Raw genomic sequence first — 21,693 nt, 5'->3', positions numbered from 1 at the left:
TGATGATGGCCGCTTCCTGGGCGGGCAGGCGGCCGCCGTCGGCCGGCATGTCGGGGATCTGGTCGCCGGCGACGAAGGTGGCCATCTGGCCGGCCTGCGGGTTGCCGGCGCCCACCTGCAGGGTAGGGCGCGGCTGGGCGGCAACGACGGTCAGCGGCAGTTCATCGCCGGTATTGACGCCGGGCGGCAGCAGCATGCGCGCATTGGTGTCGGCCACGCGCACCAGGTAGCTGCCATCGGAAAATTTGCTGAGGACTTGGGCGGGCAGCGTTTGCCCGACCATTTGCGAGAGGGCGCGCTGGAAGGCTTCCTGCCGCGGGGCGGCCACCGGTTGCGCGGCGCTCGCCGCGGTGGTGGGGCCAACGCCCCGGACATCCAGGCGCGGGGGCAGCATGCCAGCCGCCCCGCTCAGACGGCGCCGTAGGCGGCGGCCAGGCGCCGTTCAGTGCCGGTGTTGTTGATCAGTTTGGACAGCTGCGCCAACCATGGCATGGTCAGGTCGCGGATGCGGCGGTCGTCGTCCAGCATCTGCTTGATCAGGCCCAGCTTCTGCTGGCGCTCGCCGGCGTCCAGCGTGACCGCAGCTTCGTTGTCGCGCAGGAGCGCGACGTGCGCCGCCACCTGCGCTTCCAGCGTTTCCAGTCCGTCCCAATCGGCCGCCGTTGCTGCGTCCACCATCTTGTGGGTCAAAGCTGCCATGGCGGAGTAGGCGGTCAAAACTTCCACGTTCGTCATTGTGATCCTCGGTTACATGCTGGCGAAGGCCGCAGGCTGGGTTTTGTTGGCAGCACCGGCGTTGCCGCCGATCTGGTTCCAGGTATCGCGCAGGTCGGCCAGCAGGCCACGGACTTCTTCCAGCGCTTGCTGGTCGTTATTGATGTTGGCGTGCAGCAGGCGGCTGCTCATGTATTCGTACAGCGCGTCGAGGTTGGCCGCGATTTCGCCGCCGACTTCCTTGTCCAGGCTGGCACGCAGGCCGTTGTCGATGATCTGGATGGCCTTGGAAATGGCCTTGCCTTTTTCCTGGATGTTGCCGGCGCCCATTTGCACGGATGCGGTCGCGATGGCCGCCAGTGCGCCGTCGTAGAGCATCACGATGAGCTTGTGGGGCGAAGCTGCGCTGACGCCGGTCTCCAGGCCGACCTTGGCATACGCATTCACGCCGCGTGAGTTGTTTCCAAACATAATCTCTCCTCTGTACTCGTGATCAAGCATTGGCCGCGAGGGAGGCCAACTGCTGGGTCAAATACGCTTGTGTTGACTGCATCTGTGCCAGCACCGTGTCCAGGCGCGTGAACTGGGCGCGGTAGCGGGCTTCAACGCCTTCCAGCTTGGTATTGAAGGCGTCTTTCTGCTTGGTGATATCTTTGATGTTCTTGTTTAAACCTTCAGTGCGGGTACCGATCAAACCCTTGCTGCCCAGGAAGCTGGTAGCCAGGTTGTTGAGCTGGTAGGCATAGCCCTGCGAGAAAGAGATGTTGCCGCGGTCGCCCGTGCTGCCACCGGTCACCTCGATCTTCAAGCCTTCCACCGCCGAGCCGCCCAGGCCGCTCAGGGTCTGGCCGCTGCCGGTCGCCGGCAAACCGTTGATGGTGCCCGCCACGTCCTTGCCGGCCACCGTGGTGCCGGTGCCGAAGATGCTGCCGACCGTGGTGCCGCTGACGTCGACCAGCTTGATATTCGAGACCGAACCGTATTTGCTGGATGCCAGCACCAGCTTGCCATTGCTATCGATGGTGGCTTCCACGCTGTTGCCGTTGGAAGCGAAGCCGGAATTGCCGTTGATGGCCGCTTGCAGCTGCTTGGCCAGTTGCTCAGGCGTATAGCTGCCGGCCGGGATTTCCACTTCCACCGTGTTCTTGGCCACCGGCGGCGTGCCGTCGTTCAGCGAGATTTTCCACTTGGTGCCGTCGGCAATGGTGGTGGCTGCCACCGCCGCATCGGAGGTGATGGAGCCCTGCGCCGCGATCTGGGTCACGTTGATGTTGTAGGTGCCCGGCTTGGTGGCGTTGGTTGAGCTGACGAAGCTGATGCTGCTGTCGCTGGCGCTGCCGACCGCGGCAAACAGCGAGGCGATATCGCTGAAATTGTTGTCGATGGCTTTCTGCAGCTTGCCGCTGTCGAGGCTCAGCTGGCCGGTCTTGTCAAAGCTGATGCCGACTTGGCCCAGGTTGGCCAGCGACCCGCTGAGGCCGGTAATCGGCGCGCCCAGCATCTTGCGCAAACTCGACTGCACGGTCTGGGCGGTGAAGTCGCCCTGCAGGATGCCGGCCTTCTTGGTTTCCGGGTCATAGCCGGTCATGTCCTTGATCGCCTTGTCGAGGTCGTTGTAGGCCTTGACGAAGTTGGTCAGGTTGGTTTTCAGCGAACCGGTGTCCTTGCTGATGTTGAGGGAGCTGCTGCCGAGCTTGGTCACGTTCAGCGTCACGCCCTGGATGGCTTCGCTGATCGAGTTGGTGGCGCTGCTGATGGTGATGCCGTTGACGCTGGCCTTGGTGTCTTGCGCCGCCGCAGTCTGCTTCAGGTTGCGGGTAGTGCCGGCCGGATCGTAGGCCAGCAGGTCGTTCAGCGCGGTATCGGGCGGGTTGCCGGCATCGCCTTCCAGGCGGATCTTCATCGACGTCTTTTCGCCGGTGGCGGTGTTGTTCAGCACCAGGCGGTAGGGCGTGCCGCTGCCGTCGTTGATGATGCTGGCGTTGACGCCGATCGCCGCCTTGTTGATGGCGTCGCGGATGCCTTCCAGCGTGTTGTTGGTGCCGTCGATCACCACGCCTTTGAGCGGCGAGGAATTGTATTTGAAGCTGCCGGCCAGGTTGCTGCCGCCGGTGCCGGCAGTCAGGCCGGCCGCTGCCGGGTTGGTGCCGCCAATGGTGATGGCGCTGCCGTCGGCCGACGTCAGGCGCAGGCTGGTGGTCGAGGTGTAGCTCGAACCGTCGTTGGCGCTGCCGGCTGCGGTGGCAATGCCGCCGCTGACGGTACCGGCCACCACTTCTTCCACGGCGATGCTGCCGCCGCCTGCGCTGCGGAATTCCAGCGTGCCGGCGGCAGCGCTGCCGGTGAAGGTGATGCCGGCGGCGTCCAGCGCGTCGCGGATGGCGCCCGGGCCGGCCAGGTTGGTGTCGATGTCGGCGGCGCTCACGCCGCTGCCCACGGCAACGCTATTGCCCTGGGAGGCGATCTCGACCCCGCCCACGGTCAGCGAATACGTCCCATCGGCACCGGTGGCGACATCGCCGAAGGTGCTGAAGATATTCATGGTGCTGGCGCTGACGCCGGTGGTGGCGGTCTTGGCGTTGATGGCCGTGGCCAGCGCGGCGGCGCTCTTGGTGTCGGCCGTGGTGCTGATGGCGGTGCCGTTGATGGTCAGCGAACCGTCGGCCAGGCCGTTGGTGTGCATGGCGCTGGTGATGCCGCTGCCGTCCACGCCGAAGCCGACATTGGTGGCGGTGCCGAACTCGAAATACATGGTGGTCTTGGTGCCAAGACCGATGGCGGTGTTTTTGCTGGCCAGGCCCGAGCTGGTCAGCGTTTGCGCCTGGGCCAGCTGGGTGACATTGATGTTGTAGTTGCCCGGCGTGGCTTTGGCGCCGGCCGTCGCGGTCAGGACCTTGTCATCGCCCGCCACCGCGCTCAGGGCGCGGAAAGCGTCGGCCTTGGTCAGCGAACCGAGCGCGCTCTGGAACACGCCGATGGCGCCGCTCAGGGAACCGAGGGCGCTGACTTTGGCCTGGTAGGAGGCGGCCTTGCGTTCGTAGGCTTGCAATGGAGCCGCTTCGGCAGCCATCAGCTTCGCCACGATGTCATTGACATTCAAGCCAGAACCAATGCCAGGCGACGTCAGGGTGGGGGAAGAAATAGCCACAGAAATACTCCATAGAAAGCGTCACTATAAGTGCTTATCGGCAAAATCAAACGTGACTTGAGAGGGGGATTTCCGGGCTTGTTCCGCTGACAAGCACTCTTGCCGCGCCGCTGGTACCAGCATAGCGCAAAAAAGCCCGGGATGCCGCGTGGCATGCCGGGCCTGGTACTCCGCTGGCGTGTTCAGGCTTCCTGGTCGACCAGGAGGCCACCACTGCGGGCGTCGATTGACTTGGCAATCTGCAAAGCTTCCGGCGTCGGGATCTGACGCAGGACTTCCTTGGTGCTCTGGTCGATCACCTTGACGATAGTGCGGTTGCTGTCATTGTCGATGGAGAACTCGAGCGCTTGGGCCCGGTCCTGCACCGTCTTGTTCAGCTTGGCGACCGCTTCTTCCACATCCTTCTTGGAAGGCGCAGCCTCCTTGGCCTTGACCGCATCGACGGTTTCCACCGCAGCGGCAGGGCTGCGCCCAGCCACCGGGGCGGCGGCTGGTTCCGCACCCACGCTGCCACGGTCGGGCCGTGGTGCAGAAGCAGATATCGAATCGATAGTCATATAGACCTCCTACGGGAAATTCCCCGGTCCGGGTGACCGGAGCGGGGAATCGCTTTTTACACGCTATCCGGCGATTAACCGCGCAGCAGGCTCAGCACGCCGTTAGGCAGCGAGTTGGCCTGGGCCAGCATGGCGGTACCAGCTTGTTGCAGGATCTGCGCACGGGTCAGGCTTGCAGTTTCTGCCGCGAAGTCGGTATCCACGATACGGGAACGCGATGCCGACAGGTTCTCGGTCGTTGCGCTCAGGTTCGAGATGGTCGACGAGAAGCGCGACTGCAGAGCACCGAAGGCTGCACGCTGGTTGTTGACCGAAGCCAGGGCTGCGTCAGCGATCTTGATCGCCAGCTGGGAACCTGCGAAGTCAGTCACGTCCAGGTCGGCCACCGCGTTCAGGGTCGAGGTGCCGGCGGCGCCTGCGTTGTCCAGCGAGAAGCCGGAGCCGGTGTCGGTGATCGAGAACGAGCTTTCCGAGTCGAAGGTCACGCGGCCATGCGCCACCGCGGTGCCACCGATGGCGCTGAAGGCTGCACCACCAGCGCCCGCGCTCACCAGGGTACCATCGGCGGCGTAGTTGTCGACGTCGAAGTCGGTATTGGCGACGGCGGCGGTGTCCGCGATCACAATATCGGCACCGCTGGCGTGGCTCAGCTTCAGCCCGCCGTTGGTCGCGTCGTACTGGGCGGTGACACCGGTCTTGGAGGACTGGGCGTTGATGGCGTTGATGGCCGACGCGTAATCCGCTGCTTCGTCGGCGCCCGCGCCTACGGAGAAGGTAATGGTCGCTTCGTTGCCGGCGGCGGTGTTATCGCCCACCAGGGTGAACTCATACGATTCGCCGCCCGTCAGGCTCAGGTTGACGTTGGTTTCCGCGGTCGCGGTGACACCGGTTTCCGCAGTTTCGTTGTTCACCTTGGCAGCGACCGACTTGGCCGTGTCACCCACGGCGGTATCGACGGTGACACTGCCGCGCACGCCGTTGACGTCCACCGTGCCGACGGCCGCCAGGCTGGCGCCGGTCACTTGCACTGCATCGTTGGCGATACGGTTGTTGCCGTAGGTGTTGGTCAGGAAGTTCGCACCGGTGGCCTGGATGGTCTGGTTGGCATCGGCACCGACCTGGAAGGTCGCGGTACCCATGGTGCCGTCCAGCAGAGCCTGGCCGTTGAAGGTGGTGGTCTGGGCGATACGGTTCAGTTCAGATGCCAGCTGGCCAACTTCAGTCTGCAGAGCCTGACGGTCCGAAGCGGAGTTGGTGGCGTTGGAGGACTGCACTGCCAGTTCGCGGATACGCTGCAGGATTTCGCCGGAGGACGACAGGGCGCCTTCAGCGGTCTGCGACAGCGACACGCCGTCGTTGGCGTTACGCATCGCCTGGGTCATGCCACGGATCTGCGACGACATACGGTCGGAAATCGCCAGGCCTGCCGCATCGTCTTTCGCGCTGTTAATACGCAGACCGGAAGACAGACGTTGCAGGGAAGTGGACAGGCTGCCCTGGGAGGTGGTCAGGTTGCGCTGCGAGTTCAGGGAAGCGATGTTGGTGTTAATTACGGAAGCCATGGTATTTCTCCATTTGTACTGCTAGGTTGGGCAATTTGCTCATTCACTTTGGCCCGCCACGCTGTTCCGTGACGATCAAGCCGCTGTTGAATTGGGTAACGGTTGCCCTATGGGAACCTTTAGGGTGATTTAGCAGGTAAATCGCCCTCTCATGCCCCTCAAGTTGCTCCTGCGACGCACGCTAAGACGGCGGCCTTTTACTGAACTTTAGGCCTTAAAAAAATATTTTTCATGCGAAAAAAGTCGGGGTCATGTCTGACATTCGGACAATTTCGCGTGCGAAATTGTCCGAATGTCAGACATGACCCCGACTTTTCCTCAACAAAAAGCCCGCCAAAGGGCGGGCTGGGTGGGGCGATGTTGCTTACTCGGCAACTTCGACCCGGTTCTTGCCGGACTTCTTGGCCTTGTACATGGCGCCGTCGGCGCGCTTGACCAGGTCGGTCTGGTTTTCGTTCGGGCGGCGCAGGGCCACGCCGGCCGAGAAGGTGATCAGCACTTTCTCGTTTTCGTGCATGAAGAAGTGGCGGGTCAGTTCGCGCTGCAGGCGGGTCATGGTGGCGGTGGCCGCTTCGATGGTGGTTTCCGGCAGCAGGATCAGGAATTCCTCGCCGCCGAAGCGGGCGATCACGTCCATCGAGCGCAGGGTTTCCTTGACCACCTTGACCAGGTGCTTGAGCGCATTGTCGCCGGCGATATGGCCCAGGGTGTCGTTGAGCTTCTTGAAATCGTCCAGGTCCAGCACCGCGATGCACAGCGGGGTGCCGCGGCGGTCGGAACGGGCGGTTTCGCGCTCGAACACATCGTCCAGGCCGCGGCGGTTGAGCGAGCCGGTCAGCTGGTCTTCGCGCACCAGTTCGCTCAGGTGCTGCAGCTTGGCTTCCAGCGCGTGGATTTTCGCTTCGGCGTCCTGCACTTCCTGGCGCGCCACCATCATATTGTCGCGCGCTTTCAGGGCCTCGCTCTGCACCAGGCGGGTTTCCTTCAACACTTCGTCGAGGATCTGGTTCAGTTCGCCGATATCGCGCGCTGCGCGGATCTTGTCGGAATAGCCGCCAATCTTTTCGTGGAAATCGCCGGTCGAAGTCGCCACCGCGCCGAGGCGGTCGATGAAGGTCATCATCATATTCTTGACGGTGGCCTTGACGTCGGTGATCGAGTGCTTGAGCTGGCTCTGTTTATAGATGACGTCTTTCAGGCTGCGGGTGGCTTCTTCCAGCGCACGCTGGTCGAGCGGGCCGGCGATCAGGTCCTGCACGGCGTCGATCTGGCCGCGCAGCCAGGAATCGTCGTCCAGCAGTTCGCTGACGTTTTCCAGCAGCAGGCGGAACAGGCGCAGCAGGAGTTCCTGCTGTTCGGCGGTATCGCCGCTGCGCAGTTCGATCTGGTAGCACAGCTGTTTCAGGCGGGTGCCGATTTCGGCCAGGGCGGCTTCGGTGTGGGCTTCCTTGGTGGCGGCGCCGAGCGACTCGGCCTCGGCCACCAGGGCCGGCGCACCGCTCAGCAGGGAAGCGACGGCAAAGGTCAGGGTGCGGCTCAGCAGTTCGCGCAGCTGGCGCGCCTGCTCATTGTTTTCTTCGGCCACCAGGCCGCCGGCGCCCACCTTGACCAGCGGACGTTCGGCCAGCGCGGCCAGGGTGCGCGAATACAGTTCCCAGTCGCGCGCCTTGACCGCGCGGTTGAAGCGGCGGCCAAAATCGGCCAGGTCGCCCGGCTGGTCGGTCAGGCGCGCGGCGAATTGGGCCAGCATGGTTTCGGCCGGGCTTTCCTGGACGGCCGGGGCCGGTGGTGCCGGCGTGATGATGCCGGCAATTTCATTGTAGATGTCGCGATACGCGTCGGGCGTAGGGGCCACTCGTCGTACGGCGAGGCGGCGGAATGCCTCGCGTGCGATATCAGCCGGATTCATGTCCGCCGCGGCTGGATTGGTGGGTTTGCTAGACATCTGACGTACAGCCTTTACAAAGGTTTACCGATTGTCAGCATCTTATGCCACCGTCCAGTTGTCCGAAGCGGAGATAAACGGGAGGAAATATGCTTACTTCATAGCATTATTCCTGAACTAATCGATCAGCTGGTTCTTGATGGCGTAGTGCGTGAGTTCGGCGCTGTTCTTCAGGTTCATCTTGGCCAGCAGGCGGGCCCGGTATTCACTGACGGTCTTGACCGAGAGCGACAGTTCCTTGGCGATGGTGCCCACCGTTTTGCCGGAGGCAATCATGGTCAGGGTCTGGTATTCCCGGTCCGACAGCGTTTCGTGCGGTGCCGCCTGGTGGTCCTCGCCGACATGGTTGGCCAGTTCCTGGGCCAGTGCCGGACTCACGTATTTTAACCCCGCCGCGACCTGGCGGATTGCATTTACTAACTCTTTCGGTGCGCTTTGCTTGGTGAGGTAGCCGGCGGCACCGGCTTTCAGCGAGCGGATGGCGTACTGGTCTTCGCGGTGCATGGACAGCATCAGCACGGCCAGCTCGGGCTTGTCCTTCTTGACCTGTTTCAGCACCTCGATGCCGTTGCGGTCGGGCAGGGTGATGTCGAGCAGCATGACGTGGCAGCCGGACTTGCGGAACAGCTTGATGGCGTCGAGGCCGTTTTCGGCTTCCCCGGCGACGATGATGTCCCTGGTCTCGGCCAGGATTTGTTTCAGGCCTTCGCGCACGATGGCGTGGTCGTCGGCAATGAAGACTTTGATGACAGCTTTTTCACTCATGGCCAATTGTAACGTCTGGCGCGTGCGCCGGGAGCCGGATTTTGATCGCCACCTCGGTGCCGCCGCCGGCGGCGTGGCCCAGGTTCAACGTGCCGCCCAGCGCGCGCGCGCGTTCGGCCATGCCGCGCAGGCCGAACGAGTCGGGTTTGCTGCGGTCGGCGGCGCGGATGCCGCGCCCGTTGTCGATCACCTTCAGGGTCAGCACGCCGCGGCTGCGGGTCAGCTTGATGGCCGCCGCGCTCGCTTGCGCATGCTTGGCGATATTGGTCAGCGCTTCCTGCGCGATGCGGAACAGGGCCGTGGCCTGCTCCTGGTCCAGCTCCAGTTCCTTCATGCTGGCCTGCAGGGTGCAGGCGATGCCGGCCTGGGTTTCGAATTCCTTGACCTGCCATTCCAGCGCCGGCAGCAGGCCGAAGTCGAGCACCGAAGGGCGCAGGTCCAGGGTCAGGCGGTGCACGGCGTCGATGGTGCGGTCGACCAGCGCGTCGACGTAGGCGGCTTTTTGCTGCAGCACCGGATCGTCTTCCGGCAGGCGCGCCGCCAGCATGGCCAGCGCCATCTTGATGGCGGTCAGGTTGCCGCCCAGGTCGTCGTGGATTTCGCGCGCGATGCGTTCGCGTTCCTGTTCCTTGACCTTTTCGATGTGGGCAGTCAGTTCCGCCAGGCGGGCGCGGCTGGCGCGCACTTCCTGCTGCTCCTGCTTGCTCTCCGTGATATTGGACATGATGCCGTCCCATTGCACGGCGCCATCGGGCAGCTGGCGCGGGGTGGCGCGCAGGTTGATCCATTTGACGTCTTTCCAGGCTTCGACCCAGATGCGGCCCTCCCAGTTCCAGCTCCACAGCGAACCGGCGGAAGCGCGCATCGATTCCAGGTAGGAGGGGCGGTCTTCCGGCAGGATCAGCTGTTCAAAGCGGGTTGGCGCGGCCTGCAATTCCGGACCGGGCAGGCCGAGCAGGGCCAGGCAGCCCTCGCTGAGGTAGGGAAAGGCGACCGCGCCGCCGGGCGCGAGCTGGAACTGGTAGACGAGGGCCGGTGTATGGGACACCAGGCTGGTCGGGGCTTGGTTCATAGCGTGCCATAATACGGCATGAACAAAGCATTCGTAAAAGAGAGCGATGCCGACGATGACGACGACCTGCCGCCAGGCGCGCCGCCGATCCCCGCCGGCTCCAAGAATTACATCACGCCGGCCGGCTACCAGCGCATCAAGGATGAGCTGCTGCAGCTGATCGACGTCGAGCGCCCGGAAGTGGTGAAAGTGGTGCACTGGGCCGCCTCCAACGGCGACCGTTCCGAGAACGGCGACTATATCTACGGCAAGCGCCGCCTGCGCGAGATCGATCGCCGCATCCGTTTCCTGACCAAGCGCATGGACCTGGCGGAAGTGGTGGACCCCAGCATCCACCACGGCAACGACCAGATCTTCTTCGGCGCCACTGTGACCTACGCCAAGCGTGACGGCGAAGAACAGACCATCACCATTGTCGGCATTGACGAGTTCGATCCGTTGAAGGGCAAGGTCAGCTGGATCAGTCCGGTAGCCCGCACCCTGACCAAGGCGCGCGAGGGCGATACCGTGCTGCTGCACACGCCGAATGGCGCGGAGGAACTCGATATCCTGGAGGTCAGCTACCCCGCGCCCACCGCCTAAAAAGATGTTTTTGCGCAACGTTGCCAAGTTGTTATAATCAACTTTCAATTACTTTTTTGGCAAGGTGCGCACATGGCATTCGCTCAACTGACGCAAGTCTTCTATGACCCTTCCGCCGCCTTCGCGGCCCTGAAAGAAAAGCCGCGGGGCTGGCTGCCCCTGCTGTTGCTGTGGACTGCCTCCATCGGCATGCTGGTCTGGTACTTCCAGACCCTGGACATGGACTGGATGGCCAGTAACGGCTTTCCGCCTGAAATGACGGCCGAGCAGCGTGAAGCAGCCAGCAAGATGATGTCGCGTAACGTCATGCTGGGCATGGGTGTCGGCGGCACCGTGATTGGTACGCTGGTGATCTTCAGCTTGTATGGCCTGTATTACTGGCTGGCCGGCAAGCTGGCCAGCATGGACCTGAGCTTCAAGTCCGGTTTCTCGCTGGCGGCCTGGGCTTCGCTGCCGGCGCTGATCGGCGTGCCGCTGATGGCCCTGCAAATCATCACCAGCAAAGGCCAGCTGGCGTTTGAGAACGCCGACATGCTGTCGCTGAACTTCCTGCTGGTGCACGCGGCCCCGCATACGGCATGGTTCAGCCTTGCCAGCGCCATGAAATTGACCGATGTCTGGGTCATTGCCCTGGCCACCATCGGCCTGCGCACCTGGACCGGCAAGAGCACCACCACCTGCGCCGTCATTGCGGCGCTGCCTTACGTGGCGATCTACGGCTGCTGGGCTGCCTGGATCCTGATCAAGAACTGAGGCGGACACCATGAAACGCAAACTCATTGCAGCGGCCGTGGTGGCGGCCCTGATTGGCGTACCTGTCGCCGTCAAATTCACCAAGTCGCCCAACAAGGTCGAGGCCGAGCTGGCCAAGGTGGAGAACAAGGCGATCCGTCCAGCCGTGCTGGCGTCGGGCAACCTGGTATTCCGCCAGGAGGTGCAGCTGTCGCCGGAAGTGATCGGCAAGGTGTCCGAAGTGCTGGTCAAGGAAGGCGACAAGATCGAGAAGGGGCAGGTTGTGCTGCGCCTCGATCCGAGCACCTACAAGGCCGACGTGGCGCAGCAGGAAGCGGCGGTGCGCAACACCGCCGTCAGCGTCGAGCGCGCCCAGATCGACCTGGACAACCAGCAGCGCAAGCTGGAACGCGCGCGCCAGCTGGCGGCCGACAATTTCATCGATGTCTCGCGCCTGGATGAAGCCAAGCTGGCGGTGGACCTGGCGGTAGTGGCCCTGCGCAGCGCGCGCGAAAGCCGCCAGCAGGCGACCGCCATGCTGTCGCTGGCGCAGGAACGCCTGGCCAAGACCGAAGTGAAGGCGCCGATTTCCGGCACCGCCACCGCCGTGCCGATCAAGGCCGGCGAGACGGCAGTGGCCAGCGCCACCAGCATCGCCGGTTCTAGCCTGATGACCATCGCCGACCTGGGTTCGATGATCGCGGAAGTGAATGTGGATGAAGGCGATATCGCCAAGGTGGTGCCGGGCCTGACCGCGAAGATTTTCCCGTCCGCCTATCCGGAGCGTCCGCTGACCGGCAGCGTGGAATCGGTGTCGCTGGCGCCCAAGGCGCAGGGCCTGGGCCAGGCCAACCAGGGCCGCAGCTATGTGGTCAAGGTCAAGCTGGCCGAGCACCAGCTGGCGCTTCGCGCCGGCATGACCTGCCGGGCCGAGATCGTGACCGGCGACGGCGCACCGCGTCCGGTGGTGCCGCTGCAGGCCGTGCAGCTGACCGAAACTTCGGAAGGCAAGGGCAAGCGCACCAATTACGTGTACGCGATTGTCGACGGCGTGGCGAAGAAGCGCACCGTTGAGCTGGGCATTTCCGACGACAGCAACCAGGAGATCATCAAGGGCCTGGCGCTGGGCGAGACGGTGGCCGTGGGCCCGGCGCGCACCTTGCGCGAGCTGCGCGAAGGCGCCCTGGTCAAACCAAAGACCGCGGAAGAAAAGCCGCTCAAGGTCGCCGCCGGAAGCAAGCCGTGATCACGCTGAAGGGCATCACCAAGCACTACCAGATGGGCGACCAGACCGTGCACGCCTTGCAGGGCGTCGACCTGCATATCGAGCGCAATGAGCTGGTGGCCTTTATCGGCGCCTCCGGTTCCGGCAAGTCGACCATGATGAATATTGTCGGCTGCCTGGACCGGCCCAGCGCCGGTACCTACTTCCTGAACGGGAAGGATGTGGCGACCATGGCCAGCGACGACCTGGCCCAGGTGCGCAACGAGGAAATCGGCTTCATCTTCCAGAGCTTCCACCTGCTGCCGCGCCATACGGCGCTGGACAACGTGGCGCAGCCGCTGATCTACCGCGGCATCCCGCCGGCCGAGCGCAAGCGCATGGCGCGCGAGGCGCTGGAGCATGTGGGACTGGGCTCGCGTACGCACCACCGGCCGAACGAATTGTCCGGCGGCCAGCGGCAGCGCGTGGCGATTGCGCGCGCGCTGGTGGGCAAGCCGTCGATCCTGCTGGCCGACGAACCGACCGGCAACCTCGATTCGGCCACCACGCGCGAGATCATGGCGCTGATCAAGGACGTGCACCAGAACGGCCAGACGGTGGTGATGGTGACGCACGAGCCGGATATCGCCGGCCAATGCCAGCGCATCGTGCGGCTGCAGGATGGCCGCGTGCTGTCGGACCAGTTGGTGAGCGGAGGTTAAGGCGATGTATATCTTTATCGAAGCGCTGCGTTCGGCCATGGCAGCGATCCGCGCGCACCGCATGCGCAGCTTCCTGACCTCGCTCGGCATCATCATCGGCGTGGCCTCGGTGATTACCGTGATTTCGCTGATCCAGGGCTTGTCGCAATCGATCACGCGCCAGTTCGAAGGCCTGGGCGGCAATGCCTTGTCGATCCACGCCAAGAACGATTTCAAGGACGTGATGCGCGGGAAGGTCAACTACCTGCAGTTCGAAGATGTGGAGCAGTTGCGCGGGCGGGTGGAAGGCATCCGTGAACTGAGTCCGGTGTTCATGCTGCCGCCGGGCGAAATCCGCTACGGCAACCAGCGCGCCACCAGCCGCCAGTACCTGGCGGCGACGTCGGCGTACATGGAAGTCAACGGCGCCTACCCGCGCCTGGGACGCTTCATCAGCGAATCGGACAATGCCGGCGCGCGGCGCGTATGCGTGATCGGCGAGAAGCTGATCGAGATGCTGCGCCTGCCGGAAAATCCGCTCGGTGAATTCATCCAGTTCAATGGCGAATGGTTCAAGATCGTCGGCGTGATGGAGAAGAAGGGCGAGATCCTTGGCATGTCGCAGGACGACCAGGTGCTGGTGCCGTTCCGCACCGGCCAGAGCATGATCGGCGCGGCGCGCAAACCAAGCATGTCGATCACGGTGGCGATCAGCGACATCGCCAAGACCGAAGAGATCAAGGCCCGCATCGCCACCGTGATGCGCCAGTCGCACCGCCTGCGCGCGGACCAGGGCGACGACTTCGAGATCGAGTCCTCGGACCAGTTCCTCAAGAGCTTCGAGACGGTCACCACCACGGTGACGCTGGTAATGGGCGGCGTGGTCGGGATTGCGCTGCTGGTGGGCGGGATCGGGATCATGAACATCATGCTGGTATCGGTCAGCGAACGCACGCGCGAGATCGGCATCTGCAAAGCGATCGGCGCCCGCAGCCGCGACATCCTGATGCAGTTCCTGATCGAAGCCGTGACCTTGTCGATGCTGGGCGGCGCAATAGGTGTGCTGCTAGGCTACGGCATGGGCCATGCCATCGCCAGCGTGATCCCCGACTTCCCTGGGGCTTACGTGCCCTGGTGGGCGGTGGCATTGTCGGTCATGTTCTCCGCCGCCGTAGGCGTGGTTTTTGGCGTCCTCCCCGCCGCCAAAGCCGCCAAACTGGACCCCATCGAAGCCCTCCGCTACGAATAGTTTGAGCACGCACAAAGTGCGCGAAAACAGCACCGCTATCCTTTGAACAGGCGGGTCCGACCCTTCGGGTCGGACCCTGGTTTACCGGTTTAAAGGAGCGCAAAATGGTCCGCCCCCTCCGCAACTATCCGCCTGGCAGCTGCCTCCACATAGTCCAACGTGGCGACAACCGCCGCATCTGTTTTCACGATGACCAAGAGCGCCTGCGCTACCTTGAGCTGATGGCTACGTATAGCCGCAAGTACGGCTGCGACCTGCACGCCTACGTGCTAATGACCAACCATATCCACATCCATGGTGGAGTTGCCCGCGGCGTACAAGTGGTCCAGCCATCGGGCGAACGCGGAGGGCCGGGTGGACTCCTTGCTGACGCCTCATCCCGTTTACCTGGCGCTGGGTCGGGAGGCGGCGGCGCGGCAAACTGCTTATCGGGCGCTGTTTGATTTGCCGGTTTCTGAAAAGGATCTGCGGAAAATTCGGTTTGCGGTGCAGAATGACTTTGCTTTACGTGAAACCCGGTAAACCCGGGTCTGACCCAAGCCGGTAGGCCGTCCCGTCAGACCCAAACGTTTCTACGCGCGCTCGCGGGTGACGCGGTTGACGCCGGCTACTTTTCGGACGTTGCGGATCAGGGCTGCCAGGTGGACGCGGTCTTTTACCTGGATGGTAAATCTTAGCTGGTGCAGGACGTGTTCTCTATCCTCGTCCATGCCGACGAAGGTGATGTTGCCGTCGCTTTCGCCGATTTCGGCGGCTACACGCGCCAGGATACCCTTCTCATTGTTGATGATCAGGCGGATCCGGCTGTCGAAGCGGCGATTGATCTCGGTGCCCCATTTCACGGCGATCCAGCGCTCGGGCTCTTTCTGCTTCAGGCGCTTGGCGACGGCGCAGTCGCCGGTGTGTACCTGCAAGCCCTGGTCGCGGCGCAGCTGGCCGACGATATGGTCGCCCGGGATCGGCAGGCAGCAAGGGGCAAGCTGCACCGACACGCCTTCGCTGCCGTAAATCGTGACCGGATCCAGCTCTTTCGGGCTGGTGTGCTGCACCGGGGCGCTTGGTGCTTCGCCGCCCAGCAGGCCGAAGATGTGGCGCGCGACCAGCGCGGCCATGCGCTTGCCGATGCCGATATCGGCATACAATTCTTCTTCCGACTTGGCGGACGATTCGTTCAGCAGGCGTTCCATCATCGGCGCGGTCAGTTCGGCCGATACGCTGATCGACTTCAGCGCCTGGTCCAGCAGCTGCTTGCCCAGGCTGATCGACTCCGGCAGGTTGATGGTGCGCAGGTGGTGGCGGATCGCGGAGCGCGCCTTGCCGGTGCGGACAAACGACAGCCAGGTCGGGCTTGGGCGCGAATTCGGGTCGGTGACGATTTCCACGATATCGCCGTTGCGCAGCTCCGTGCGCAGCTGGGCCGCGTCGCCGTTGATATTGACCGAGACCGTGTGGTCGCCGATGCCGGTGTGGATGGCGTAGGCGAAATCGATCGGGGTGGCGCCGCGCGGCAGGGCGATGATCTTGGACTTCGGCGTGAACACATAGACCGAATCCGGGAACAGGTCGACCTTGACGTGTTCCAGGAATTCGGCCGAATCGCCGGTCTGCTGCTGGATGTCGAGCAGCGATTGCAGCCAGGCGTGGGTACGCTGCTGCAGGTCCGACATATTCGCTTCGCCGTTCTTGTACAGCCAGTGCGCGGCCACGCCCGATTCGGCGGTGCGGTGCATTTCCTGGGTGCGGATCTGGAACTCCACCGGGGTGCCGTATGGGCCGATCAGGGTGGTGTGCAGCGACTGGTAGCCGTTCAGCTTACGGATCGCGATGTAGTCCTTGAACTTGCCCGGCATCGGCTTGTACAGCGAGTGCAGGGTGCCCAGCGCGACGTAGCAATTCGGGAAGCTGTCCACCACCACGCGGAAGCCGTACACGTCGAGCACCTGCGAGAACGACAGGCGCTTGGCGCGCATCTTCTTGTAGATGCCGTACAGGGTCTTTTCGCGGCCGTAGACTTCGGCGTGGATGCCGGCCGACGATAAGGTGTGGTTCACCGCATCCAGGATCTTGGTCACCACCTCGCGCCGGTTGCCGCGCGCCGCTTTCACGGCCTTGGACAGCACGTTGTAGCGGGTCGGGTAGAGGTGCGAGAACGACAGGTCCTGCAGTTCGCGGTAGATATTGTTCAGGCCAAGGCGGTGTGCGATGGGCACGTAGACTTCCATCGTCTCGCGCGCGATGCGGGCCTTCTTGGCCGGCGCCATCACTTCCAGCGTGCGCATATTGTGCAGGCGGTCGGCCAGCTTGATCAGGATCACGCGCACGTCCGAGGCCATGGCCAGCAGCATCTTGCGGAAGTTTTCCGCCTGCGCTTCGATCTGGCTCTGGAACTCGATTTTTTCCAGCTTGGACAGGCCGTCGACCAGGTGCGCCACCTGGGCGCCGAAGCGTTCGATCAGCTCATCCTTTTTGACGTCCTGGTCTTCCATCACGTCGTGCAGCAGCGCGGCCATGATGGCTTGCGCGTCCAGCTTCCACTCGGTGCAGATCTCGGCCACGGCGATCGGGTGCGAGATATACGGCTCGCCCGACTTGCGCACCTGGCCCAGGTGCATCTCGTCCGAGAAGCGATAGGCTTCCTTGACCTTTTTCAGGTCGGCCTCGTTCATGTACTCGGCCAGTTTTTCGGTGAGATGGGTGATGGTGGCGACGCCCGTGGTCACGGTCGGCGCGGCCAGCGGGGAAGTGGAAATTGCAGCTGCAGAAACGTCAACGCCCGGCTGTTGCTTAGCCGGGCGCCGTGCCCGCCGTGCGGGCTGTTCGCTGATGTTGGTATCGGCGGAAGTCAGGTTCATATCGGGAACAGTAAGGTTCCCAGCTTACATAGGGACCTTTTTCAGCATTTCCAGGCCTACTTTGCCTGCTGCGATTTCACGCAGTGCCACCACGGTTGGCTTGTCCTTGGCTTCGACCTTAGGGGTGTGACCTTGCAGCAGCTGACGCGCGCGGTAGGTAGCTGCCAGGGTCAGCTGGAAGCGGTTCGGAACATTCTTCAGGCAATCTTCAATAGTAATACGGGCCATGCTAAAACTCCTGGATATATACGGTGATTATTCTGCGTCGGCGTGGATGCCCAGCTCGGACATCAACTTGGCATTGCGGGCGGCTTGTTGCGCGAACCGGCAACGTGCCGATCGGACGATCGCGCTCAGCTCCGACAAGGCGACCGGGAACTCTTCGTTGATAATAACATACTCGAACTCGGGCGCGTGGGCGATTTCCCCGCCCGCCGCCAGCAGGCGGCGGTTGATCACGTGGATCTCGTCCTGGCCGCGCTTGTGCAGGCGTTCTTCCAGCGCCGCGAAGGAGGGCGGCAGGATGAAAATGCCGGCCGCTTGCGGGAATTGCTTCTTGACCTGGCGCGCGCCCTGCCAGTCGATCTCCAGCAGGATGTCGGTGCCGGCTTTCATCTGTTCTTCCACGAAGATGCGCGAAGTGCCGTAGTAATTGCCGTGCACTTCGGCCCACTCCAGGAATTCGCCCTGTTCGGCGCGCTTCTTGAAGTCTTCAGCGGTGGTGAAGAAGTACTCGCGGCCGTGCTGCTCGCCCGGGCGCGGCTGGCGGGTGGTGGTCGAAATCGACAGTTTGATCGCAGGTTCCTGGGCCAGCAGGGCATTCACCAGGGTCGATTTACCGGCGCCGGATGGGGCAGCGACCATAAACAGGCTGCCGGAAAAATGTTGGCTCATTTGCAAGTCTCGAAAGCTAGGGCGTCGCCCAAAGAGGTATTTTACCAAAGCAAGTGTTTTTGCAGCGCTTGACAATAGACCGACCGGTCTATAGAGTGAATTGTATGACTGCGCACACCCTCACCACACGCGAACGCCTGATCAACGCCATGATTACCACGCTGCAACACCGCGGCCTGCACGGCGCCGGCCTGAGCGAGATCCTGGCCACGGCCAAGGCGCCGAAGGGCGTGATGTACCACCATTTCCCCGGCGGGAAGGACCAGCTGGCGGTGGCCGCCATTGAGGCGACCTTCAGCTTCCTGGTGCACAAGCTGGATGTGTATATGGAGCGCGAGCCGGACGTGGTGGCTGCGCTGCAGGCCTGGATCCTGCGTGCGCTGCGCGGGCTGGACGACAGCGAGTTTGAGCTGGGCTGCCCGCTGGCGGCGGTGGCGCTGGAATCGACCGCCGACGATGTCGAGATCCGGGGCGCGCTGCGCATCGGCTTTGCGAGCCTGCGCGGCCGCATGGCCGACGCGCTGGTGCAGGCAGGCCATGAGCGTCACCGTGCCGAGGGCATCGCCGCCCTGATCCTGGCTGCCTACGAAGGCGGCCTGCTGCAAGCCCGCGTGGCGGGCGACACCGCGCCAATGGTACAGACCATGGACGCCCTGATGCCAATGCTGAAAGTGGAGAAGAAAACATGAGCAACTTGCCACCCGCCGCCTTGCTGCTGGCGGAAAAACTGGAGCTGCGTGCTGCCGACGGCTATCCGCTGGCGGCCATGTGCTATCGCGCCCGTGGGCCGGAAAAGGCGCGCCTGCTGGTAGCCGGTGCGACCGGCGTGCCGCAGGGCTTCTACCGCCGCTTTGCCGAATTCGCGGCGGAGCAGGGCTATACCGTGCTGACCTTCGACTACCGCGGCGTGGGCGGATCGGCGCCGAAATCGCTGCGCGGCTTCGAGGCCAGCTTCCTCGACTGGGCGCATCTCGACCTGAATTCCGTCATCGAATACTTCGCGCCGAAAGACAGCACGCCGCTGTACATGGTGGGGCACTCCTACGGTGGCCATGCACTGGGCCTGCTGCCGAACCACTCGAAAATTGCCGGTGTCTACCTGTTTGGCGTCGGCGCCGGCTGGCATGGCTGGATGCCGCGCCTGGAGCGCCTGCGCGTGCTGGCCATGTGGCATATCGTCGGCCCGATCGTCACGCGCTGGAAGGGCAGGCTGGCCTGGAGCAAGCTTGGCATGGGCGAGGATTTGCCGCTTGGCGTGTATCACCAGTGGAAGCGCTGGTGCAGCTTCCCGCGCTACTTCCTCGACGATCCGAAAGTGCCGGAGATTGCAGAAGGCTTTGCCACCGTGCGCACGCCTATCCTGGCGGTGAATGCGACCGACGACCTGTGGGCGCCGCCGCTGTCGCGCGACGCCCTGATGTCGGGCTACCGCAATGCGCCGTGGCATGGCGTGGACATCGATCCTGCAGCCGCCGGCCTGGGAAAACTGGGGCATATGGGCTACTTCCGCCAGCATGCGCAGCCGCTGTGGGTGCGCGCGCTGGACTGGTTCGACGGCCTGGGGCGGTAAGCCCCGCCGGGCCGTCCCGTCAGCGGGCCAGTTCGCGCAGCAGTTGCTGCGCTGCCGCCGGCGCCCGCTCCTTGGCGCCGTTGATGAAATAGACGAAGACATCGCGCTTCCCACCGCCAGACCACTCCTGCGCCTGCGCGGCCCACTTCTTCAGTGCCGGCCGTGTGTAGCCTGTCGCCACTTCGCTGCGCGCATCCATCAGGCGCGCGTAGACGAAGCCGCCGGTCAGCTCGGTGAAGTTCGGGAATTTCGGCGAATCCGTCAGCACCGTGGCGACCTTGTACTTGCGCGCCAATTTCACGTATTCGGGGCACATGAAGCTTTCGTGCCGCGCATCGAGCACATGCTGCAGCTTGCGTTTGCCCAGTTTTGGCGGCAGCAGTTTGAAGAAAGCCTCCATATCGTCCGGATCGAAGCGCTTGGTGGCGGCCAATTGCCACAGGATCGGGCCCAGCTTGTCGCCCAGCTCCGTCAGCCCGCTCTCCATGAAACGCTCGATCGACTCTCCCGCCTCGCCCAGCACCTTGCGGTTGGTGGCGTAGCGCGACGCCTTCACCGCAAACACGAAATCGTCCGGCGTGCGCTCGGCCCAGCCGGCGAAGTGCTCCGGCTTGGCGTTGCGGTAGAAGGTGCCGTTGATCTCAATGCTGGTCAGCACGCTGCTGGCGTATTCCAATGCGCGCTTGAGCGGCACCTCGGGAGGATAGAAAGTTTCGCGCCAGGGAGGAAAGTCCCAGCCGCCGATGCCAACGCGAATATTCATTGCGGATCCGTAGTAAAGTTGCGCTCACACTTTATGGAGGATGCCAGAAATGCGTTTGACCCGCTTGTTCGTTTCGCTGCTCGCCGCTGGATTGATGGGCGGCGCCGCCGCCCAATCGCTGACGCCCGAAGAAGAGCGCATTGTCGCCATCGTCAAAGCCAACTCCGGCAAGGCGCTGGAGCTGCTGGAAAAATCGGTCAACATCAACAGCGGCACCATGAACCACGCGGGCGTACGCGAAGTGGGCAAGTTGTTCCGCGCCGAATTCGACAAGCTGGGTTTCAAGACCCAGTGGATCGACATGCCGAAGGAAATGCAGCGCGCCGGCCACCTGGTCGCTACGCGCGACGGCAAGCAGGGCAAGCGCGTCATGATGATCGGCCACCTCGACACTGTGTTCGAAGCCGACAGCCCGGTGCAGAAGTGGGAGCGCCAGGGCGACCGCGCACGCGGCCAGGGCGTCAACGACATGAAGGGCGGCGACGTGATCATCATCGAAGCGCTGCGCGCACTGCACGCGGTGGGCGCGCTGGAGAACACCAATATCGGCGTGATCTTCACTGGCGACGAGGAAAACGCCGGCAATCCGAAAGAAATCTCGCGCCGCGATATGGTGGACATGGCCAAACGCAGCGACGTCGCGCTGGCCTTCGAAGGCACTGTGCTGGACGAACAGGGCAAGGCCACCGGCACCATAGGCCGCCGCTCCTCGACTTCCTGGCAGCTGGAGGTGAAGGGCAAACAAGGCCACTCATCCGGCATCTTCAACGCCAGCGCAGGCTACGGCGCGGTGTACGAAGCGGCGCGTATCCTGGATGCCTTCCGCCAGCAACTGCCCGAGCCAAACCTGACCTACAACCCGGGCGTGATCCTGGGCGGCACGGAGGTTTCGTACGACGACATGTCGGCCAAGGGCGGCGCCTTCGGCAAGACCAATGTGATTGCCAATACCACCAAGGTGATGGGCGACCTGCGCTTCCTGACGCCGGAGCAGGGCGAGCAAGTGCGCGCCAAGATGCGTGCCATTGTCGCGCAAAGCCTGCCCGGCACCAGCGCCACCATCAGCTTCCAGGACAGCTATCCGCCGATGGCGCCGACCGAAGGCAACCTGAAGGTGCTGGAGCTGTATTCCAAAGCCAGCGCCGACGCCGGGCTGGGCCCGATCGCCGCCTTGCCGCCCGGCCTGCGCGGCGCCGGCGACGTCCAGTTCGCCGCCCCCTATGTGGACAGCCTGGACGGCCTGGGCGCCACCGGCAAAGCCGCCCACGCCCCGGGCGAAGACCTCGACGTCAAATCGATCGAGCAAGGCGCCATCCGCACCGCCATCCTGCTTTACCGCCTGACGCGCTAAAAAAAACAGGGACGTAACACATTATTTAAATA

General features: G+C 63.4%; 21 protein-coding genes and 2 pseudogenes. 10 read left to right on the top strand and 13 right to left on the bottom strand.

Translation table 11 applies throughout. The features are described 5' to 3' along the window. From AAHE99_RS21490 to AAHE99_RS21450, 9 genes and pseudogenes are all read right to left on the bottom strand, one after another. A pseudogene (locus AAHE99_RS21490) lies at nucleotides 1-394 on the bottom strand (flagellar hook-length control protein FliK); the annotation flags it as partial. Nucleotides 395-408: 14 nt separating this feature from the next. Further along, nucleotides 409-735 (bottom strand): flagellar protein FliT, encoded by a 327-nt coding sequence (locus AAHE99_RS21485; protein ID WP_342119399.1) that lies wholly within the window; start codon nucleotides 733-735, stop codon nucleotides 409-411. Between the two features lie 12 nt (nucleotides 736-747). Continuing rightward, the gene (fliS, locus tag AAHE99_RS21480) at nucleotides 748-1,185 is read right to left on the bottom strand and encodes a flagellar export chaperone FliS (protein ID WP_342119398.1); all 438 of its coding nucleotides are present in this window, start codon (nucleotides 1,183-1,185) and stop codon (nucleotides 748-750) included. A gap of 22 nt (nucleotides 1,186-1,207) precedes the next feature. Continuing rightward, on the bottom strand, nucleotides 1,208-3,862 hold the full coding sequence (gene fliD / locus AAHE99_RS21475) for a flagellar filament capping protein FliD (protein ID WP_342119397.1): 2,655 nt from the start codon (nucleotides 3,860-3,862) through the stop codon (nucleotides 1,208-1,210). 182 nt (nucleotides 3,863-4,044) lie between these two features. Continuing rightward, complete coding sequence (locus tag AAHE99_RS21470; RefSeq protein ID WP_342119396.1) at nucleotides 4,045-4,419, bottom strand: flagellar protein FlaG; 375 nt, start codon at nucleotides 4,417-4,419, stop codon at nucleotides 4,045-4,047. A 74-nt stretch (nucleotides 4,420-4,493) separates the two neighbouring features. Then, a complete protein-coding gene (locus AAHE99_RS21465; protein WP_342119395.1) occupies nucleotides 4,494-5,981 on the bottom strand; it encodes a flagellin N-terminal helical domain-containing protein in 1,488 nt (495 codons plus the stop codon). 364 nt (nucleotides 5,982-6,345) lie between these two features. Next, nucleotides 6,346-7,926, bottom strand: coding sequence for a GGDEF domain-containing protein (locus AAHE99_RS21460; protein ID WP_342119394.1), 1,581 nt, complete (start codon nucleotides 7,924-7,926; stop codon nucleotides 6,346-6,348). 117 nt (nucleotides 7,927-8,043) lie between these two features. Further along, nucleotides 8,044-8,691, bottom strand: a complete 648-nt coding sequence (locus AAHE99_RS21455) for a response regulator transcription factor (RefSeq protein ID WP_342119393.1) — start codon at nucleotides 8,689-8,691, stop codon at nucleotides 8,044-8,046. After that, a complete protein-coding gene (locus tag AAHE99_RS21450; protein ID WP_342119392.1) occupies nucleotides 8,684-9,763 on the bottom strand; it encodes a sensor histidine kinase in 1,080 nt (359 codons plus the stop codon). Before AAHE99_RS21450 ends, AAHE99_RS21455 begins: the two co-directional genes overlap by 8 nt. Nucleotides 9,764-9,781: 18 nt before the next feature. Between AAHE99_RS21450 and greB the strand changes: the two genes are divergently transcribed. The 7 genes and pseudogenes from greB to AAHE99_RS21420 all read left to right on the top strand — a co-directional run bounded on the left by greB (nucleotide 9,782) and on the right by AAHE99_RS21420 (nucleotide 14,753). Further along, entirely contained in the window at nucleotides 9,782-10,345 is a 564-nt protein-coding gene (gene greB / locus AAHE99_RS21445) for a transcription elongation factor GreB (RefSeq protein WP_342119391.1), read from the top strand. 72 nt (nucleotides 10,346-10,417) lie between these two features. After that, nucleotides 10,418-11,098: a YIP1 family protein gene (locus AAHE99_RS21440; protein WP_342119390.1), complete on the top strand. Its 681-nt coding sequence runs from the start codon at nucleotides 10,418-10,420 to the stop codon at nucleotides 11,096-11,098. Between the two features lie 10 nt (nucleotides 11,099-11,108). Beyond that, nucleotides 11,109-12,323 carry an efflux RND transporter periplasmic adaptor subunit gene (locus AAHE99_RS21435; RefSeq protein WP_342119389.1) on the top strand — a complete coding sequence of 405 codons (1,215 nt, stop codon included), beginning with the start codon at nucleotides 11,109-11,111 and terminating at the stop codon, nucleotides 12,321-12,323. Further along, on the top strand, nucleotides 12,320-13,003 hold the full coding sequence (locus AAHE99_RS21430) for an ABC transporter ATP-binding protein (RefSeq protein ID WP_342119388.1): 684 nt from the start codon (nucleotides 12,320-12,322) through the stop codon (nucleotides 13,001-13,003). Before AAHE99_RS21435 ends, AAHE99_RS21430 begins: the two co-directional genes overlap by 4 nt. Before the next feature lie 4 nt (nucleotides 13,004-13,007). After that, nucleotides 13,008-14,231, top strand: a complete 1,224-nt coding sequence (locus tag AAHE99_RS21425; protein WP_342119387.1) for an ABC transporter permease — start codon at nucleotides 13,008-13,010, stop codon at nucleotides 14,229-14,231. Nucleotides 14,232-14,335: 104 nt separating this feature from the next. Then, nucleotides 14,336-14,515 (top strand): annotated as a pseudogene (locus tag AAHE99_RS26820) (transposase); the annotation flags it as partial. 70 nt (nucleotides 14,516-14,585) lie between these two features. After that, on the top strand, nucleotides 14,586-14,753 hold the full coding sequence (locus AAHE99_RS21420; protein WP_342119386.1) for a hypothetical protein: 168 nt from the start codon (nucleotides 14,586-14,588) through the stop codon (nucleotides 14,751-14,753). A 50-nt stretch (nucleotides 14,754-14,803) separates the two neighbouring features. Here the strand turns inward: AAHE99_RS21420 and AAHE99_RS21415 are convergent, their stop codons facing one another. Genes AAHE99_RS21415 through gmk form a run of 3 tightly spaced genes read right to left on the bottom strand, consistent with a single transcriptional unit; the run spans nucleotide 14,804 to nucleotide 17,977 of the window. Continuing rightward, nucleotides 14,804-17,083 (bottom strand): RelA/SpoT family protein, encoded by a 2,280-nt coding sequence (locus AAHE99_RS21415; protein WP_342119385.1) that lies wholly within the window; start codon nucleotides 17,081-17,083, stop codon nucleotides 14,804-14,806. Nucleotides 17,084-17,107: 24 nt separating this feature from the next. Further along, nucleotides 17,108-17,311: a DNA-directed RNA polymerase subunit omega gene (rpoZ, locus tag AAHE99_RS21410; RefSeq protein WP_005665923.1), complete on the bottom strand. Its 204-nt coding sequence runs from the start codon at nucleotides 17,309-17,311 to the stop codon at nucleotides 17,108-17,110. Nucleotides 17,312-17,338: 27 nt separating this feature from the next. Next, nucleotides 17,339-17,977: a guanylate kinase gene (gene gmk / locus AAHE99_RS21405; RefSeq protein ID WP_342119384.1), complete on the bottom strand. Its 639-nt coding sequence runs from the start codon at nucleotides 17,975-17,977 to the stop codon at nucleotides 17,339-17,341. A 104-nt stretch (nucleotides 17,978-18,081) separates the two neighbouring features. Here gmk and AAHE99_RS21400 point away from each other — a divergent pair, with 104 nt between their 5' ends. Beyond that, the gene (locus AAHE99_RS21400) at nucleotides 18,082-18,666 is read left to right on the top strand and encodes a TetR/AcrR family transcriptional regulator (RefSeq protein ID WP_342119383.1); all 585 of its coding nucleotides are present in this window, start codon (nucleotides 18,082-18,084) and stop codon (nucleotides 18,664-18,666) included. Further along, nucleotides 18,663-19,547 carry an alpha/beta hydrolase family protein gene (locus AAHE99_RS21395; RefSeq protein ID WP_342119382.1) on the top strand — a complete coding sequence of 295 codons (885 nt, stop codon included), beginning with the start codon at nucleotides 18,663-18,665 and terminating at the stop codon, nucleotides 19,545-19,547. The genes AAHE99_RS21400 and AAHE99_RS21395 overlap by 4 nt, the downstream gene beginning before the upstream one ends. A 19-nt stretch (nucleotides 19,548-19,566) precedes the next feature. On the opposite strand, the gene AAHE99_RS21390 is transcribed toward AAHE99_RS21395, so the two are convergent. Beyond that, complete coding sequence (locus tag AAHE99_RS21390) at nucleotides 19,567-20,310, bottom strand: DUF72 domain-containing protein (RefSeq protein ID WP_342119381.1); 744 nt, start codon at nucleotides 20,308-20,310, stop codon at nucleotides 19,567-19,569. 49 nt (nucleotides 20,311-20,359) lie between these two features. Here AAHE99_RS21390 and AAHE99_RS21385 point away from each other — a divergent pair, with 49 nt between their 5' ends. Continuing rightward, complete coding sequence (locus tag AAHE99_RS21385) at nucleotides 20,360-21,661, top strand: M20/M25/M40 family metallo-hydrolase (protein ID WP_342119380.1); 1,302 nt, start codon at nucleotides 20,360-20,362, stop codon at nucleotides 21,659-21,661. Nucleotides 21,662-21,693: the final 32 nt, after the last annotated feature.

Origin of the sequence: Pseudoduganella sp. OTU4001, assembly GCF_038440195.1 — a bacterium.
In the GTDB taxonomy this organism is placed as follows: Bacteria; Pseudomonadota; Gammaproteobacteria; order Burkholderiales; family Burkholderiaceae_D; genus Rugamonas.
This window is presented reverse-complemented; position numbering and strand designations above follow the sequence as displayed.